The sequence below is a fragment of the Oceanobacillus sp. M60 genome, from assembly GCF_053839645.1.
The window spans coordinates 714,348-731,027 of record NZ_JBSSNH010000002.1; the positions used below are offsets into that span (position 1 = coordinate 714,348).

The following is a 16,680-nucleotide window of genomic DNA, read 5'->3' on the forward strand; positions in this document are numbered from 1 at the left end:
TCATACCCTTCTCCGGACAACCTGAAAACGAAACATATCTGCGCGAAAATAATTCATCGAATATAAAACAGCTTCATCTTCATTTGTATAATGCATCTGTTTTAATAAAAGAAGTGATTCATCCGGTGTACACTGCAAAATACTATAGATGCGTTCATGATATGTAATTGGCTCAATATCCGCTACTGCATAAGCGATTTGCTTATTGGAAGCTTCTTCAATCGTACTGAATATAGATGCCTTCTCCCATAGTTTTTCTAAAGACAGATAGGACGACGGTGCCGTATCTATACAAAAGACAACCGGAGCGTCATCAGCAGTGCGGATTCTTTCAATGGTCGTTACAAATTCTAGATCAGGTAAATTGAAATCACGCTGCTCTTGTTCAGCAGCATCTAATACCTCTGTACTGATATATTGTGTTCCCGGCTTCTTTCCCGATTGTTTGATCATTCGTGTCACACTGTTAAGCTCCTCAATGCCTGCTTGAAACAGCGGCTTTGAATTTACAAACGTGCCGACGCCATGTCTGCGCGTAACAATATTATCCTCTTCCAGCATTCTTAACGCCTCTCTCAACGTTGCCCGGGAAATCCCTAAATGTTTGGAAAGCTCATACTCTGACGGCAATTTTTCTTCCTCTTTATACGTTCCAGCTTCAATACCTGCTTTTATTTTATCCATTACCTGCAAATATAAATGTCTGGCATCTTCACGTAAAGTCATTTCTTCACCTCTTTCAGTAAAAATGATGTGTTCGTCTTTTACACTGAGCGGCGGATGTACATTCCGCACACTGTTGGCAGTCTAACTTTATCCTACCACTTCTTCTGTAAATTTTGAACTTTAATAATTCCGTATTTTAAAAACGCGGCTTATCCTTAGCAGATAAACCGCGTTTCTCTATGATGTCGTGGAATGCTCTTCTTCCTGATTCGATACCAGAACCGAACGAGGCTTGCTTCCTTCATATGGCCCGACAATGCCACGTGCTTCCATGGCGTCAATCAGCCGGGCTGCCCTGGTATATCCAATCCGGAAACGGCGCTGAAGCATGGAGACACTTGCACTTTGCATTTCAAGTATCATCTGGACAGCATCTTCATAAAGCTCATCGTCCACTTCTTCTGTTACTTCATTCGTTTCTTCCGGTATCATTTCTTCCTGATAGCTTGCCTGCTGCTGTTCAATACAGTGGTCTACAATACGCTCGACCTCTTCGTCTGACAGAAATGCTCCCTGTACACGGGTAGGCTTGGAGCTTCCGGCAGGAACATAAAGCATATCGCCCCGGCCCAGTAACTTCTCAGCTCCGCCCGAATCAAGGATAGTACGTGAATCCGTTGTAGATGAAACACTAAAAGCAATTCTGGATGGAATATTGGCTTTGATTACACCCGTTATTACATCTACGGATGGACGCTGAGTTGCAATGATCAAATGGATTCCTGCAGCACGCGCCATCTGTGCAAGCCGGGTAATTGCATCTTCTACATCACTCGAAGCCACCATCATTAAATCGGCCAGCTCGTCCACAAGAACCACAATATACGGCAGGTAAGGCTGCTGTTCCTCCTCGCCTGCATTTGCATTTTGTTTGCGGATATATGCATTATAGCCTTCCATATTTCGTGTACCGCTATCGGAGAACAGATCGTACCTCCGCTCCATCTCCGCAACAATTTTTTTCAGCGCTCTGGATGCTTTTTTCGGATCTGTCACAACAGGTGTTAATAAATGCGGAATGCCGTTATACACATTCAACTCTACTTTTTTCGGGTCAATCATCATCATTTTCACTTCATGCGGTTTGGCACGCATTAAAATACTCGTAACGATGCCATTTACACAGACACTTTTCCCGCTTCCTGTCGCCCCGGCAATCAGCAGGTGGGGCATTTTATTCAATTCGCCGGCTATCGCTTCTCCAGAAATATCCCGGCCTAAAGCAAATGCCAATTTATTTGCTTTAGACGATTGTTTATCTAAAACCTCCCGGAGCGAAACCATCGATATTTCCTTGTTAGGCACTTCAATTCCGACTGCTGATTTGCCAGGTATTGGTGCTTCGATTCGAATATCCTTCGCAGCAAGAGCCAGCGCAATATCATCATGAAGACCGACGATTTTACTCACCTTCACACCAGACTCTGGATATACTTCATATTTCGTTACCGCCGGACCGACATGCACTTTGGCTATTTTCGCTTTGACGCCGAAGCTTTGAAACGTACGATCCAGCTTGCGGACGGTTGCCTGAATATGCGATTTCTCCTGCTGCTGTGAATTATGAGCCGGGCTAGCTAATAATTCCATAGAAGGCAATTGATAATCATGATTTTCTGTTGCTGTCATTGGCATGGTTTCATGCGTTTCTTCTTCTGTATCGATATTGGCTGTTTTTTCCTTGGAAGGGGCTGTTTTCCCTTTGTTCTTCTCAGGTTCCGGCTGGTCTTGATAGGCAACGTCGGTAAAATTATTAATCAGAAGCTCTTCAGCACTGTACTCTTGTTCTTCCGGAACCGCATTGCCAGCCTCTTCCTGATTTGGCACGACCGTGTCGGCAATCTCTTTCTGCTTCTGTTCTTCTTCTCTCCGCTCCGCCCGATTTGCTCTGGATCTTTGGATACGTTCCCCAAAATAAGCAAAAGTGGCTTTAAACCCTGCTGCTACCTTTTTAACAAAATCGCCGATAGATAGATTTGTCATAAAAATAATCCCGATCAATAAGCAGAAAAATACAACTATCCGGGACCCTGCAATTGAAAATAAAAAGAAGGAGACGGTAAATAACAGCGCGCCAATCATCCCCCCGCCAGTCTGCACCAAGGTGCCTGTCCCATCTAAATATTGAAAGTAAAGCTGCCAGGTCAGCCGAAGTATAGATACATCTGCTGTATTAGCGAGCAGCCTTTCCATGACTTGTACATGGGTCAGCAATAAAACACCGGCCAGCAAAATATAAAAACCTATCAGCCTTCTTGTTAAAAAATCTGGCGCCTTTCTTTTGAAGATAAGATAAAAACCAATCAAAAATAATGCAACAGGAATAAGGAAATGCCATATCCCCATAAAAAACTGAAAGATATTTCCTAGCCAATCAGGGATGGCACCGCCGCTTAACATAGCTGCCCCGCTTCCGAATATAGCAATAAAAATCAATAATAACCCGGTCAATTCCATTTGCAGGCCTTTCGTCTGTTTCGTTGTCCGTTTTTTTCTTTTCTTTCTCTTTTTGGCAGCCATTTTCTCACCCCCGTATGTAAAACAAATAAAGATTACTATAATGCTAGATTTAAAATAAGAAAAATATTCTTCTCCCGGGTAACAAACAAGGAAACTGGAATCAGTTCTCTTTATGCTGACAGAGAGACTTTATCAGGAAAATAAAGTATTCATGCTTCTTTTCCAGGTCTGCTCTTTAAAGAGGCTGCTGTTCCAGTTATAATATCACCCAGTATTGTTTCTTCATTTTATCTCTTTACCATTTCTATATTATAGCATAGATTACCATCAGCTGATAATTCTTCCTGGTAAAAAATCCGGATTCAGATAATCATTCGGATTACTCGAAATTAGCTGATTAATTTGGTAATGGCCATCGTTATTTTTTGATACAAAAACCGTTCTTCCCTGCCACTCTACTGCTTGTATTTCATTTCCAGTTCCTTGCGATTCCGGAAAAATATCCTGATAAGATAATGGTGTATAGAGGATCATGAAGCATCTCCTTCTTCTTTTTCGGGATGTACCCCTTGAATCATATGGTTTAACTTTTGTATTGCTTCCTTAACCCCGCCAACTTCATCAATTAATCCATAATCCACTGCTTCCTTGCCAACTACATTTGTACCGATATCACGAGTCAGGTTGCCTTTTGCAAACATCAGCTCTTTCAGCTTTTCCGAGTCGATATTGGAATGCTCCACAATAAACTGAATGACCCGCTCCTGCATCTTGTCCAGATATTCAAAGGTTTGCGGAACACCGATAACCATTCCTGTTAACCGGACCGGATGGATTGTCATGGTTGCTGTCGGCACAATAAAGGAATAATCGGTAGCAACGGCAATTGGCGCACCAATGGAGTGACCGCCTCCTAATACAATCGAAGTAGTCGGCTTCGACATCGACGCAATCATTTCTGCCAGAGCCAGTCCAGCCTCTACATCCCCGCCGACTGTATTTAAAAGAATAATTAATCCTTCGATTTTAGGATTTTGCTCTACGGCGATCAGCTGCGGCAGCAAGTGTTCATATTTTGTTGTTTTATTTTGCGGCGGCAGCTGAAGATGTCCCTCTACCTGTCCGATAATGGATAAAACATGGATATTTGAATCGGGCGCCTGCGGAACATTCGCCTGTCCCAGCTGCTGAATTTTTTCGACAAGAGAGGATGCATTCGGCTGATTTTCCTCTTCTCCTTGATTTTCGTTGTTATCATCCGTATCCATTCGCATACAAAAACTCCTTCCAGCTATTTATATACGATTAGTATAAACAATCGGTTAAAAATCATACGGAAGAAGAGATGCAGAAATAAAGTGAAATTTCCGGTCCAAACTTATATTTTAGAGTCCATAAAAAAACATGAAGCAGCCAAAATCCTGCTTCATGTTTTTTTACATGATTCTAAAGCGATACTTCCTCTGTGCTTAAACCAAACACATCATGTAATGCATTAACTGCTGTAACTAGCTCGTGGTCATGTACCAAGACCCAGATAGTTGTATGACTGTCTGCTGACTGCAATATCTGCACTCCAGAATCGGTTAATGCCTGCACGATTTTAGATGCAACGCCGGGTACTCCTGTCATGCCGGCTCCTACAGCTGATACTTTTGCACAGCTCTCGGTAATTTCCGGCTGGAAACCCAGCACCTCTAAAATTTCAATTGCTTTTGCCGTAAGCTCAGCCGGCACAGTATAAGCAACACCTGTCGGCGAAATATTAATGAAATCCACAGAGATACCTGCTTCAGCCATTGCCTTAAATACTTCCGACTGTACCCGGTACGCTGATTCTTTCGTCTGCACCTTAATCTGTGTCACATTTGCAATATGCGCAATACCCGTTATCATTCGTTCGGAAATATCTGCGCCAGCTTCTTCAATCCGGGAAGATGTGACAAGTGTTCCCAGCCGTTCCGAGTAGGTGGAGCGGATACGCATCGGAATTTTCCCCTGCATGGCTATTTCTACAGCACGAGGGTGAATGACCTTTGCCCCTTGATAAGCAAGATTACAAATCTCTGTATAGGTTACTACATCAAGCGGACGCGCACTTTTTACGACACGCGGATCTGCGGTCATGATTCCTTCCACATCTGTAAAAATCTCAATACGCTCTGCGTCCAACGCAACACCTAAGGCAGCTGCAGAAGTATCACTGCCGCCCCGGCCAATCGTTGTTATTTCTCCGGACTCGCTCTGGCCCTGAAAACCAGCAACCACAACGACATCATGCGTTTCTAATTCCTGTAAAATACGGGCCGGATTGACTTCTTTTATCTTTGCACGATTAAAATCTTCACTCGTTACAAAACCAGCCTGTGCACCAGTCAAAGCTGTTGCAGAAACATGGTTTTTTTGCAGCTCATTAGAAAGCACAACGGATGAAATAATTTCACCGCATGACATCAGCAAATCAAGCTCCCGATTTGAGTTTTTATTCGCCGGAAAATCAATTAAGCCTAATAAACTGTCTGTTGCATAAGGATCCGGTTTTCTTCCCAATGCAGAAACAACAACGACTAACTTATATTCTTGAACAAGTGCATCTTTAATATGACGGATAACATGTTCCCGGTTCGTTTCTGATTGTACGGAAGTTCCTCCGAATTTTTGTACTAATACTTGCAATATTAACACCTCAACACTATCCAAGAAGTTACACTCTGGATGTCTAATAGATTGATTACATCATTATTTACAAGAAGGTTCAAGAAGGGAGATGAAAATATTATTCCAGAAAAGCATCTTTTCTTTTATCAGCCTTCTTAAACACATACTAAGATATCTAATTACTTTTTAAAGCCGTCACTTTTTACTAACGTTTGTGCGATTTGCACGGTATTCCATGCTGCGCCTTTTAATAAATTATCAGATACTACCCATAAATGGAATCCTTTTGGATTATCTAAATCTTTCCTTACGCGCCCTACGAAAACTTCCTCTTTGCCTTCAGCAGATTGCGGTGTCGGATATTCCTGCTCCTGCGGATTATCCTGAAGGACGATTCCATCTGCAGATTTCAGTGTCTTCCAAATATCTTTTACATTCAGGCCTTCCTGATCTACTTCAATATAAACACTCTCGGCATGGGAGGTAGCAAATGGAAGGCGCACACAGGTTGCCGCAACATTTAATGCCTCATCATGCATGATTTTCTTCGTTTCATTAATCATTTTCATCTCTTCAAATGTAAAACCATTATCTTCAAAAACATCAATTTGCGGCAATGCGTTAAACGCAATCGGGAAATGCTTCTTATCTCCTTTAACCGGCAAAATCTCTGCTTTTACTTCGTTACCGTCTAAATATTCTTTTGACTGCTCATATAACTCTTCTACCGCTGCATTTCCGGCACCAGATACTGCCTGGTAAGTAGAAACGATGATTTTCCCTATACCAAATGCATCCTTTATCGGTTTTAAAGCTGCAACCATTTGAATGGTAGAACAGTTTGGATTGGCGATAATCCCTTGATGTTTTGCAATATCTTCCGGATTTACTTCTGGTACAACAAGCGGTACATCTTCATTCATACGAAAAGCACTTGTATTATCTACCACAACTGCCCCTCTTTTAACAGCTTCAGGTGCCAGTTGTTTAGAAATGGAACCGCCCGCAGAAAATAGTGCAATATCTACTCCTTCAAATGATTCTGGCGCAGCTTCTTCAACAATAATCGTTTCCCCGTTAAAAGTTTCTTCTTTTCCTGCCGAACGGGCAGAAGATAGTAATTTAAGCTGGTTTACCGGAAACTTTTTATCTTCGAGTATTTGTTTGATTTTCTGACCTACTGCCCCTGTAGCACCTACAATGGCTACATTATATGTTTGTTGCTCTGCCATTCCAATAACTCCCTCCACTTATTAAATGTCAACTAAACTTCATTTTAACACATTTTTCGTGGAATAAGGTACAATAATCGGCTGAATTTGTTTTCCTTTTAACGCTGCCTCTGCAGCAGGGATTAATTGATCCAGATTTGCTGAGAGCGAGGAGGGCTTCTGATGCGGATTATCCTGCCCGAACGGCACAAAATAGATGTGCTTTGCATTAAGCAATACAGCTAGATTCTTGGCATTTAACCCAAGCGCATCATTGGTTGTTAAAGCTAATAATAAAGGATGTTCATTTCGGAGCGTTGATTTTGCAGCCATTAAAACCGGATTATCTGTATGGGCATTCGCCAGCTTGCTCATCGAATTCCCTGTCAGCGGGGCAATCACCATCACATCAAGTGGTTTATCCGGTCCATAGGGCTCTGCATCAGGAATAGTGGTAATAATAGGATGATTGGCTGCTTTTTCAAGCCTCTTCACGTTATCCGCAGCCTTTCCATGCTTCGTATCGGTGTATTGAACCATTTCTGTTATAAATGGAATGACTTCTGCTCCCTGTTTAATCAATTCCTCGATAATTGGAAAAATATGAGGAAGGGTATGATGCGATCCTGTTAAGCCAAAGCCGATTCGCTTATTCTTGAATGTCATTCTGACGCACGCTCCTCCTCCAGAATTTGTTCCATCACATTAGCAAGGATTTTCCCCGCTGTTCTTGGTGCTACGATTCCCGGCAGACTGCGCGCCAGTATAGCTTGAATACCACGCTTTTTCGCAAAATCAAAATCTGTTCCACCGGGTTTGGATGCCAGATCAATAATAACTGCATTTGTCGGCAGATTTTGAATCGCTTCTTTGGTTACTACTAAGCTCGGAATAGTATTGATTAAAATATCACAGTTCTCTGTATGATTGCTTAATTCGTGTAAAGGCACAGCCTGTAAACCCATTTCCGTAATACGCGCTAAATCCCTTATACTCCTGGCACAAACAGAAACCTTGGCTCCCAGCGCAGAAAATTTATTCGCTACCGTATTCCCTACCCTTCCAAATCCTACAACCATCACCCGGGAAGAGTGGACGGTCTGATCGGTATGCTCAAAAGCCATCATAATGGCTCCTTCCGCTGTTGGAATGGAGTTATAGATGGCAACATCATCACGATCAAGCAGCGGCACTAAGGTAACGCCCGCTTTTTCCGCCATACTTGTTAAGTACGCATTCGTCATCCCGGTAAAAATCATACATTCCGAATGTAATTTTTGAAACCAGGCTTCATCTAAATGAATTTTTTTATCTGTAAAAACAGTTTCTACGTTCCCTTTTGAATCAGTACCTGTTATCGGTAAAACAACGACATCCAGCTTGCTCTGGTCCAATTCATCCAGTGCTGATTCGTTTAATCCTGTAAATCCCTGCTCTAATTTATCAAAACCACAAAGAATTACTTCATTAGCATGATTGCTTTTCAATATTTTTATTAACTCTAAATACCTTGCATCTCCACCAATTACTGCAATCCGTCGACTCATTTTACGTATAACCTCCAGACAACTTTTCACGTATTCATGATTCGATATAGTTTATGAATTTTTAATTCAGTGGTGAACAATTTAGCCATTAAAATACCGACTTCCTGGCAAGAAGGGTGAAAACCTATTTTCGAAAAATAAGAAAAACCAAGAATACCGCTTGTTCTTTAAAACATCGGGTTCTTGCCGAGTAGATGTCCGCTGCGACGGTTTTCGATGGGGCGAGTAATCGCAGTCCCGATGGGAAAAAAACATAGAAAAAAAGCCTGTTTATCCGGCAGGAAAAGGTGTGTCTGATTACCTTTTCCTGCAAAATAAACAAGCTTTACATTGTTTAGCCTTCTTCAGGGAGTTCTGTATCAATCATGATCATATCTGTCCCTATTTTTTTGATAGACTTCCAATGGATTTTTGTTTCTTCTCCCTCTTTTACAAGGCCGAACCATTTATAGCTTGGCACAATAAACGCTTCGATTTGCCCGGTTTTCGGATTGATTTCTAAATCGGTCTGCCCAAGCATCCCAAGCCTTTTCCCTTCGTTCACGTTGATGATTTCCTTATCTCCCATATCTCGAAAGCGTACCATAGAAAAACTCCTTTTCTCTGTTCTGAAGGCAGTCAGTCACAGCCTTAGAATAATGAAGTTTCGTTTATATACTATATGTCCAAAATAAGAAAACATGCTTTTACTTGGGCGTATCTTCCGGTGCTATCAATGCCCGTGACGGCTTTTGCTTAAACACATTTTTAATAACATCCGTAACTTGTTCATTGGTAATCCCATCAATCTCTAAAATCAAATCATCTAAGGTACGATGTCTTTGCAATAATAATTCATTCCGTCCATTCCGTGACATTCTGCTGTTGGTGCTCTCTAATCCCAGCATCAGATTTCCTTTAATCTGTTCTTTGCTGTTTCGTAATTCTTTTTCTGTTAATCCATGCTCTATAAAATGATGAAGTGTAGAATTCATCACTTCTTCTAATTGACCCAGCTGATCTTTTCCTGTGCCGGCATAAATGGTCAGCAAGCCATCATCTATAAATGCTGCATGATAAGAAAAAACAGAATAGGCCAGTCCTTTTTTCTCACGTATTTCTTGGAATAAACGTGAGCTCATGCTGCCCCCAAGCACGTTATTCATGATAGATAATGGATATAGATGCTTGTCTCCCGCTTCATATCCATTATAGCCAAGGCAAAGATGTGCCTGCTCTGTATCCTTGCTCCGGTAAATTGCTTCCTGCAAGAAGGCGGGCTTGATGATTGTTTCTTCAGATGCCTTTCTTGTAAAAGAACCAAAATAAGCATCGATCTCATTGATAAATGAATGGGATACATTGCCGGCAACCGAAACAACTACATTATCAGGTGTATAATTAGCTTCTACATACTCCTGTAATTGCTTTTGATCAAAAGATGCCAGCTGTTTTTCTGTTCCGAGAATTGGATATCCCAATGGGTGTTCACCATAGGCGGCTTCGGCCAGCAAATCATGAACGATATCATCCGGTGTATCCTCGCACATTTTTATTTCTTCGTAGACAACCTTTTTTTCTCTTTCCATTTCTTCTTCATCAAATGTAGATTCAAAAAACATATCTGCTAATACTTCCAAAGCAAATTCTTTATGTGTATCTAAAACCTTTGCATAAAAACATGTATATTCCTTCGATGTAAAAGCATTGATTTGCCCGCCGATAGAGTCGAATGCTTCTGCAATATCCTGTGCGCTTCTTGTTTTCGTTTCTTTAAAAAACATATGCTCTAAAAAATGAGAAATGCCATTATTATGGAGATTTTCATTTCTAGATCCAATTTTAACCCAAATACCAATCGTGACGGAACGTACCGCCGGCATTGATTCTAACACAATCCGTACTCCATTACTGCTTGTATATTTTTCTACCAATACATATCCTCCTAAATATCTCAGCTTAACGTGATTCACTTAACAACGATTCTACGGTTCCTATTTTATAATCTTTTTCCTTGATAATGGTAATCATTTGCTCTAACGCATTCGTTGTTGCCTGCGTTGGATGCATAAGAATCATCGCTCCAGGGTGAACATTTTTTTCTATCCGATTAACCATAACAGATACCGATGGATTCTTCCAATCAATTGTATCAACTGTCCATAAAATTGTTTCCATCTCCAGCTCTGCAGCAGTTTCTACTGTTTCATCTTTAAAGCTTCCGCTTGGGGGCGCGAACCATTTAGGCTGTTCTCCTGTGATGGTTTTTAAAATTTGATTTGTTTCCTCTATCTGCGTATAGGCATTGCTTTTATCAAGTGCAGCCATATCCGGATGATTATAGGCATGATTACCAATTAAATGTCCTTCCTCTTCAATCATTTTAACAAGGTCAGAATTATTTTGCGCCCATTTCCCTTCAATAAAAAAAGTGGCTTTCACTTGATGGTCTTTTAAAATTTGCAGCATTTCCGGGATATATGCTTCCCCCCAGGAAACATTGATTAAGAAAGAGACCATTTCTTTTTTGGGATGACCTCGATAAATTGGAGCTGGTTCCAGGTTCTCCAGTAAGATATCAGGAGAGGTTTCATTAAAAACAAGTAAGCTTTCATCCCATTTATCTGCTTCTTTCATTTTCTGATACGATTCTTCCACATTCACCTCTAATCCATTTCTTCCTGGTGTCTTCTTCCAAACCTCATCAATATAAGCATTTTCTGGTTCTTCCTGGTAAGCCCCTTTCTTTTCTTCAATCTCCATATAAAGGGCATCATTTGTTGCACTCACTTCTATTTCTGATGGTTCTATCATGACCGTCTCTGTTTGAAAAGGATTATATCGTATATCAAATACCGTGAAAATTAGAATCAGAAAAACAAGAACATGGACATACTTAAAATACCGCTTCATCTTTAATCCCTCCCTCTTCGTATTTTTATGCTTTTAGAGGGACAAGTATGAATGTATTTTAAGCGATGCATTTTTTATTCTGTCTCCATAAAAAAAGAAACTGAATTTAACACCAGCTTCTTTTTTATCACAGAAATATATTTTCTTCTTTAATTAATTATTTTTCTTACTATGATTTAGCATTTTCTTTCTTTTCATCTTGCAGTACTGCTTTTCTGGAAAGGTTAACTCTTCCTTGACGGTCAATTTCTTTTACTTTTACCATGATTTGATCGCCGATAGAAACAGCATCTTCCACTTTATTTGTACGTTCTTCCGCCAGCTCGGAAATATGGACAAGTCCATCTTTTCCTTTGAAGAGCTCAACAAAAGCACCAAATTTTTCAATACGTTTCACGGTACCAAGGTACAGCTGACCGACTTCGACTTCGCGGACAAGATCTTCAATAATTTTCTTCGCTTTTTGGTTCATCTCGCTGTCTGTAGATGAGATAAAGACATTACCATCTTGTTCAATATCGATTTTTACGCCGGTTTCATCAATGATTTGGTTGATTTGTTTTCCGCTCGGCCCAATGACGTCTCGAATTTTATCTGGGTTAATCGACATGGTCAAGATTTTTGGTGCGTATTCAGATAGCTCATCTTTTGGCTCCTGAATGGTTTGAAGCATGGAATCCAGGATATGCATACGGCCTTTCTTCGCCTGTGTCAATGCTTCCTCTAAAATCGCTCTGGATAAACCGTCGATTTTAATATCCATTTGCAGCGCAGTAACACCTTTTTCTGTACCGGCTACTTTAAAGTCCATATCTCCAAGCGCATCTTCCATCCCCTGGATATCAGAAAGAATCGTATAGTCCTCTCCTGATTTCACCAGTCCCATAGCAATACCAGCTACTGGCGCTTTAATCGGAACGCCTGCATCCATCATTGCTAATGTACTTGCACAGATACTTGCCTGAGAAGTAGAACCGTTAGACTCAAGTACTTCAGATACAAGACGGATTGTATAAGGAAAATCTTTTTCATTTGGAACTACTTTTTCCAGCGCACGTTCTCCCAGTGCACCATGCCCAATTTCACGGCGTCCAGGTCCACGGATTGGTCCAGTTTCGCCAACACTGTATTGCGGGAAATTATAATGATGCATAAACCGTTTTGTTTCTTCTAAATCCAGTCCATCTAAAATCTGTACATCACCTAATGCTCCCAATGTACATATGCTTAAGGCCTGTGTCTGTCCACGTGTAAATAAACCAGAACCATGTGTACGCGGAAGGACATGGATACGAGAAGATAATGAACGGATTTCATCTACTTTTCGGCCGTCAGGGCGTACTTTTTCTTTAGTAATTAAGCGGCGTACTTCTTCTTTCACAAGACTGTTTAATACAGATTTTACTTGCTTAATCGTTTCTTCTTCCGCTTCTTCTGCTTCATACTTTTCAACAATTTCCTGCTTCACTGCAGCAATTGCATCTTCGCGGGCATGTTTTTCAACAACTTGAATTGCTTCAAGCAGTTTTGCTTTTGCTTCTGCTTCCACTTTTTGTACAAGTTCTTCGTCAGTTTCTGCGATTTCTACTTCGAATTTTTCTTTACCGAATGCTTGTACAATTTCCTCCTGGAATGCAACGAGGCGTTTGATTTCTTCATGACCAAACATGATTGCTTCCAGCATGACATCTTCCGGCACTTCGTCGGCACCAGCTTCAACCATATTAATGGCATCCTTTGTTCCTGCAACAGTCAATTCGATATCACTTTTTGCTTCTTGTTCTATCGTAGGGTTAATAATCAGTTCTCCATCGACACGTCCAACATGGACACCTGCAATCGGCTGTTCAAAAGGAATATCTGAAATGCTTAACGCAATAGATGACCCAATCATTGCAGCAATTTCGGAAGAACAGTCCTGATCGACACTCATTACCGTGCTGATTACTTGCACCTCATTACGAAATCCGTCAGGGAATAACGGGCGGATTGGACGGTCAATCAGTCTGGAAGACAGGATTGCTTTTTCGCTCGGACGTCCTTCACGTTTAATAAATCCTCCTGGTATCTTGCCTACCGCATATAATCTTTCTTCATAATTCACGGTTAACGGAAAGAATGGTAAATCTTTTGGTTCTTTGGAAGCTGTTGCTACAGATAATACCGACGTGTCTCCATAATGAATCATGCAGGCACCGTTTGCTTGTTTAGCCAGCTCCCCTACTTCAACCGTAAATTTCTTTCCTGAAATCTCCGTAGAGAATAGCTTTTTTTCATCTGCCATTGGTTTTGTTGCTCCTTTCAAGGCTACAGTAATTTAAATATATATGTAGCTCGTCATATATTACATTTTTCTTCTATTTTCTATTATTCACAAAAGAATCCCTTTTTATAGAATAAACGATAGCCTGTCAGGAATCAATCACTACCTTTTATATGGTGTTCAAAATACATCCTGATTGAACAATCCTATCGTTTTATAGTGTGTGTTCAAAAAGTCCGATAAATAGGACCAAGAAGTTCAAGACGACGAGCTTTTTACGAACGGACTTTCACAGGATGTGGTGACTTCTGTGTTGCCCACAGGACGTGGGCGCTCTTAACAGAAGTTCCTCTATGTCTTTAAATACGTAAGTATCGGAAAAAGCTCGTCAACGCAGAAATTCGATGTGTCATTTTTATTGGACTTTTTGAACATCCTCTTATAGGATTTTTTACATAAAAGAAAAAGCAGGATTTCTCCTGCTTTTTGCGTTTATTAACGACGTAAACCAAGTTTTTTGATTAATTCACGGTAACGAGTAACGTCTTTATTACGTAGGTAAGTTAGCAAGTTACGGCGTTTACCTACCATTTTCAAAAGACCGCGGCGTGAATGATGGTCTTTTTTGTGTGTACGTAAATGTTCGTTTAATGCAGTGATTTCTGCAGTTAAAACAGCGATTTGAACCTCTGGAGATCCAGTATCTGTATCGTGAACCTTGTACTCATTAATAATTTCGTTCTTGCGTTCTTGTGTAATTGCCATGATGGCACCTCCAAAATAAAATTTGTTATCCCCAATCCCCTAGCATACGTCGGAGTTACGTGATGCCAAGCGATGGTTGTACAAATATAAGAATAGCGTTTTTGAAGAGAAAAATCAAGTATTAGTTTTTCTATTTGCTAAATAAGCCCTAATTTCTTCCTCATCCTGCTGCATTCTTTCAATCAACGCTTCCTTTGAGTCAAATTTTATTTCTTCTCTTGTATAAGATAACCATTCTATCGTTAATTCTTCCCCGTATAAATCACCGTCAAAGTCAAACAGGTATACTTCGACAGACATATTCTCCATCGTTTCTGTAAATGTCGGATTCGTTCCGATATTCGCCATTCCGCCATATATTTTATCCTGATGACGGACGAGCGTTGCATATACCCCCTGCTTGGGCAGCAAGGCATCTTTGGATATAGACAAATTAGCAGTTGGATAACCAAGCTCACGCCCGCGCTGTGCTCCTTTTACGACCAATCCGGTTGTTTCAAAGGATCTTCCTAATAATTGTGCTGCCTGCTCCATATTTCCTGATGCTAATTCCGCTCTTATTCGGGTAGAGCTGACCTTCTCTTCATCTAATGTGATTTTACCGATGGTTTCCCATGTAAATAAATCTCTAGCATAGGCCTGCATATCTGCCATCTTGCCCTGCCCTTTATGGCCGAATGAGTAATCAAAGCCTGCTACAAGGTGTTTGATATGTAAGCCAATAATAAAGTGGTCAATAAAAGCCTGCGGACTGAGCTTCGATAATTCTTGATTAAACCGGATGATATACAGACGGTCTACTTGAAGCTTTTCCAGTATGGCCTGTTTTTCAGAAGATACGGTTATGTACTTCACCTGATGGACATCTTTTCTCAGCACAACCGATGGATGCGGAAAAAAAGTAATAACTGCACTCTCCATATTATTTTCTTTTGCTTTATCCACGGCCTGCTGAATGACCTTTTGATGTCCTTTATGAATACCGTCAAAGAAACCGATAGCACTTACTGTTTCTGGTAAATCCTCCTTATGTAACATATGCGGATAGGATAATTCCATTGTTTTCATCCTGCTACACCTGCACTTTCTCTCGTTAAAATACCCTTAATGGTTTAATTTGATCCGGTTTTTCCGGATGCTTTTCGTAAATGGCTAGTACTTCTTCGTTGTTTGTAAACACAAACGGATTATTTGTCAGAGGAGCATCGGTAACAGCTAATTTTTGACCATTTTTAATCCGAAACATTAATGCATCATCTACTTCCTGATGTACTAGATGACTTACCCCCTCTGAAATCGGGCTTAATAACTGCTCTTGTTCACCTCTGGCAGCCGCCTCTTCTATCATAGCAAAAGTGACCGTATTTTTCTTGGAAAAACTACCGGTTTGGATTCTTTCTAACTGCAGCATATGTGCCGGATATCCTAATTCCTTCCCGATATCCACACATAATGTTCTGATATAGGTCCCCTTGGAGCATTCTACATAGATGTCAAAAGCGTTTTTTTCCTCATCTATAGACCCAAGCTGTATATCATGAATAAAGACTTCCCTGCTTGGTCTTTCTACTTTTTCATTTGCTCTGGCATATTCATACAGCTTTTTTCCATTGACCTTTACAGCAGAATACATGGGCGGTATTTGTGTAATCGTTCCTTGAAACTTTTCTAACACTGCTTCAATCTCTATTTTTCCCGGCATGTGCGTAACTTCTTTTTCTTCTACAATATTCCCTGTGGCGTCCTCTGTTTCTGTAGTGGATCCTAATGCAACTGTCCCAACATAAACTTTTTTTGTATCTGTGAGAAAGGGAACAATCTTGGTCGCATTGCCAATACAAATAGGCAGCACGCCTTCCACTTCCGGATCCAATGTCCCTGTATGACCAACCTTTTTCGTATGGAAGTAGCGGCGGCATTTAGCTACACAATCAAAAGAAGTCATTCCTTTTGGCTTCCACAGCGGTAAGATACCATTCATCGTCATTACACCTCTTTTTCCTTTTGAAATAAATAAGAAAAACCAAGAATACCGCTTGGTCTTTAAAACATCGGTGTTCTTGCCAAAGAGATGTCCGCTCCGGGAAGTCGCTTTCCGCGGGCAACGTTCAGCCGCACGGTAAGAAAACCGCTTCCTGCTCAGGTCTACCTGTTGCTT

At 40.8% G+C, this 16,680-nt stretch carries 15 protein-coding genes; all 15 read right to left on the reverse strand.

Translation table 11 applies throughout. From position 1 onward, the window contains the following. Positions 1-726, reverse strand: a complete 726-nt coding sequence (locus tag ACW0TQ_RS07720) for a GntR family transcriptional regulator (RefSeq protein WP_455725467.1) — start codon at positions 724-726, stop codon at positions 1-3. 177 nt (positions 727-903) lie between these two features. Further along, positions 904-3,246, reverse strand: a complete 2,343-nt coding sequence (locus ACW0TQ_RS07725) for an FtsK/SpoIIIE family DNA translocase (RefSeq protein ID WP_455725468.1) — start codon at positions 3,244-3,246, stop codon at positions 904-906. A gap of 267 nt (positions 3,247-3,513) precedes the next feature. Next, the gene (locus tag ACW0TQ_RS07730; RefSeq protein WP_042534942.1) at positions 3,514-3,720 is read right to left on the reverse strand and encodes a YlzJ-like family protein; all 207 of its coding nucleotides are present in this window, start codon (positions 3,718-3,720) and stop codon (positions 3,514-3,516) included. Beyond that, positions 3,717-4,454: a ClpP family protease gene (locus ACW0TQ_RS07735; protein WP_139089224.1), complete on the reverse strand. Its 738-nt coding sequence runs from the start codon at positions 4,452-4,454 to the stop codon at positions 3,717-3,719. Before ACW0TQ_RS07735 ends, ACW0TQ_RS07730 begins: the two co-directional genes overlap by 4 nt. 178 nt (positions 4,455-4,632) lie before the next feature. Next, the gene (gene dapG, locus ACW0TQ_RS07740) at positions 4,633-5,862 is read right to left on the reverse strand and encodes an aspartate kinase (RefSeq protein ID WP_042534946.1); all 1,230 of its coding nucleotides are present in this window, start codon (positions 5,860-5,862) and stop codon (positions 4,633-4,635) included. 161 nt (positions 5,863-6,023) lie between these two features. Then, entirely contained in the window at positions 6,024-7,076 is a 1,053-nt protein-coding gene (locus ACW0TQ_RS07745) for an aspartate-semialdehyde dehydrogenase (RefSeq protein WP_042534948.1), read from the reverse strand. Positions 7,077-7,115: 39 nt separating this feature from the next. Further along, entirely contained in the window at positions 7,116-7,721 is a 606-nt protein-coding gene (dpaB, locus tag ACW0TQ_RS07750; protein ID WP_455725469.1) for a dipicolinate synthase subunit B, read from the reverse strand. Further along, positions 7,718-8,602 (reverse strand): dipicolinic acid synthetase subunit A, encoded by an 885-nt coding sequence (gene dpaA / locus ACW0TQ_RS07755; protein WP_042534952.1) that lies wholly within the window; start codon positions 8,600-8,602, stop codon positions 7,718-7,720. The genes dpaB and dpaA overlap by 4 nt, the downstream gene beginning before the upstream one ends. 334 nt (positions 8,603-8,936) lie before the next feature. Further along, complete coding sequence (locus tag ACW0TQ_RS07760; protein WP_042534953.1) at positions 8,937-9,188, reverse strand: YlmC/YmxH family sporulation protein; 252 nt, start codon at positions 9,186-9,188, stop codon at positions 8,937-8,939. 100 nt (positions 9,189-9,288) lie between these two features. Then, a complete protein-coding gene (locus ACW0TQ_RS07765) occupies positions 9,289-10,515 on the reverse strand; it encodes a M16 family metallopeptidase (RefSeq protein WP_455725470.1) in 1,227 nt (408 codons plus the stop codon). Positions 10,516-10,540: 25 nt separating this feature from the next. Next, positions 10,541-11,494: a polysaccharide deacetylase family protein gene (locus ACW0TQ_RS07770; protein ID WP_212928517.1), complete on the reverse strand. Its 954-nt coding sequence runs from the start codon at positions 11,492-11,494 to the stop codon at positions 10,541-10,543. Between the two features lie 169 nt (positions 11,495-11,663). Further along, the gene (gene pnp / locus ACW0TQ_RS07775; protein ID WP_212928516.1) at positions 11,664-13,778 is read right to left on the reverse strand and encodes a polyribonucleotide nucleotidyltransferase; all 2,115 of its coding nucleotides are present in this window, start codon (positions 13,776-13,778) and stop codon (positions 11,664-11,666) included. A gap of 474 nt (positions 13,779-14,252) precedes the next feature. Next, on the reverse strand, positions 14,253-14,522 hold the full coding sequence (gene rpsO / locus ACW0TQ_RS07780; RefSeq protein ID WP_040980194.1) for a 30S ribosomal protein S15: 270 nt from the start codon (positions 14,520-14,522) through the stop codon (positions 14,253-14,255). A gap of 114 nt (positions 14,523-14,636) precedes the next feature. Continuing rightward, entirely contained in the window at positions 14,637-15,590 is a 954-nt protein-coding gene (locus ACW0TQ_RS07785) for a bifunctional riboflavin kinase/FAD synthetase (protein WP_193065527.1), read from the reverse strand. Between the two features lie 25 nt (positions 15,591-15,615). Beyond that, on the reverse strand, positions 15,616-16,680 hold a 1,065-nt coding region (truB, locus tag ACW0TQ_RS07790), incomplete at its 5' end, for a tRNA pseudouridine(55) synthase TruB (RefSeq protein ID WP_455725471.1).

Excerpts from the sequence above, each read along its gene's own strand:
- ACW0TQ_RS07730 (WP_042534942.1), bottom strand. The coding sequence starts at position 3,720 with ATGATCCTCTATACACCATTATCTTATCAGGATATTTTTCCGGAATCG.
- dpaA (WP_042534952.1), bottom strand. The coding sequence starts at position 8,602 with ATGAGTCGACGGATTGCAGTAATTGGTGGAGATGCAAGGTATTTAGAG.
- pnp (WP_212928516.1), bottom strand. The coding sequence starts at position 13,778 with ATGGCAGATGAAAAAAAGCTATTCTCTACGGAGATTTCAGGAAAGAAA.
- ACW0TQ_RS07760 (WP_042534953.1), bottom strand. The coding sequence starts at position 9,188 with ATGGTACGCTTTCGAGATATGGGAGATAAGGAAATCATCAACGTGAAC.
- ACW0TQ_RS07785 (WP_193065527.1), bottom strand. The coding sequence starts at position 15,590 with ATGAAAACAATGGAATTATCCTATCCGCATATGTTACATAAGGAGGAT.
- ACW0TQ_RS07770 (WP_212928517.1), bottom strand. The coding sequence starts at position 11,494 with ATGAAGCGGTATTTTAAGTATGTCCATGTTCTTGTTTTTCTGATTCTA.
- dpaB (WP_455725469.1), bottom strand. The coding sequence starts at position 7,721 with ATGACATTCAAGAATAAGCGAATCGGCTTTGGCTTAACAGGATCGCAT.
- ACW0TQ_RS07725 (WP_455725468.1), bottom strand. The coding sequence starts at position 3,246 with ATGGCTGCCAAAAAGAGAAAGAAAAGAAAAAAACGGACAACGAAACAG.
- ACW0TQ_RS07745 (WP_042534948.1), bottom strand. The coding sequence starts at position 7,076 with ATGGCAGAGCAACAAACATATAATGTAGCCATTGTAGGTGCTACAGGG.
- ACW0TQ_RS07735 (WP_139089224.1), bottom strand. The coding sequence starts at position 4,454 with ATGGATACGGATGATAACAACGAAAATCAAGGAGAAGAGGAAAATCAG.
- rpsO (WP_040980194.1), bottom strand. The coding sequence starts at position 14,522 with ATGGCAATTACACAAGAACGCAAGAACGAAATTATTAATGAGTACAAG.
- ACW0TQ_RS07720 (WP_455725467.1), bottom strand. The coding sequence starts at position 726 with ATGACTTTACGTGAAGATGCCAGACATTTATATTTGCAGGTAATGGAT.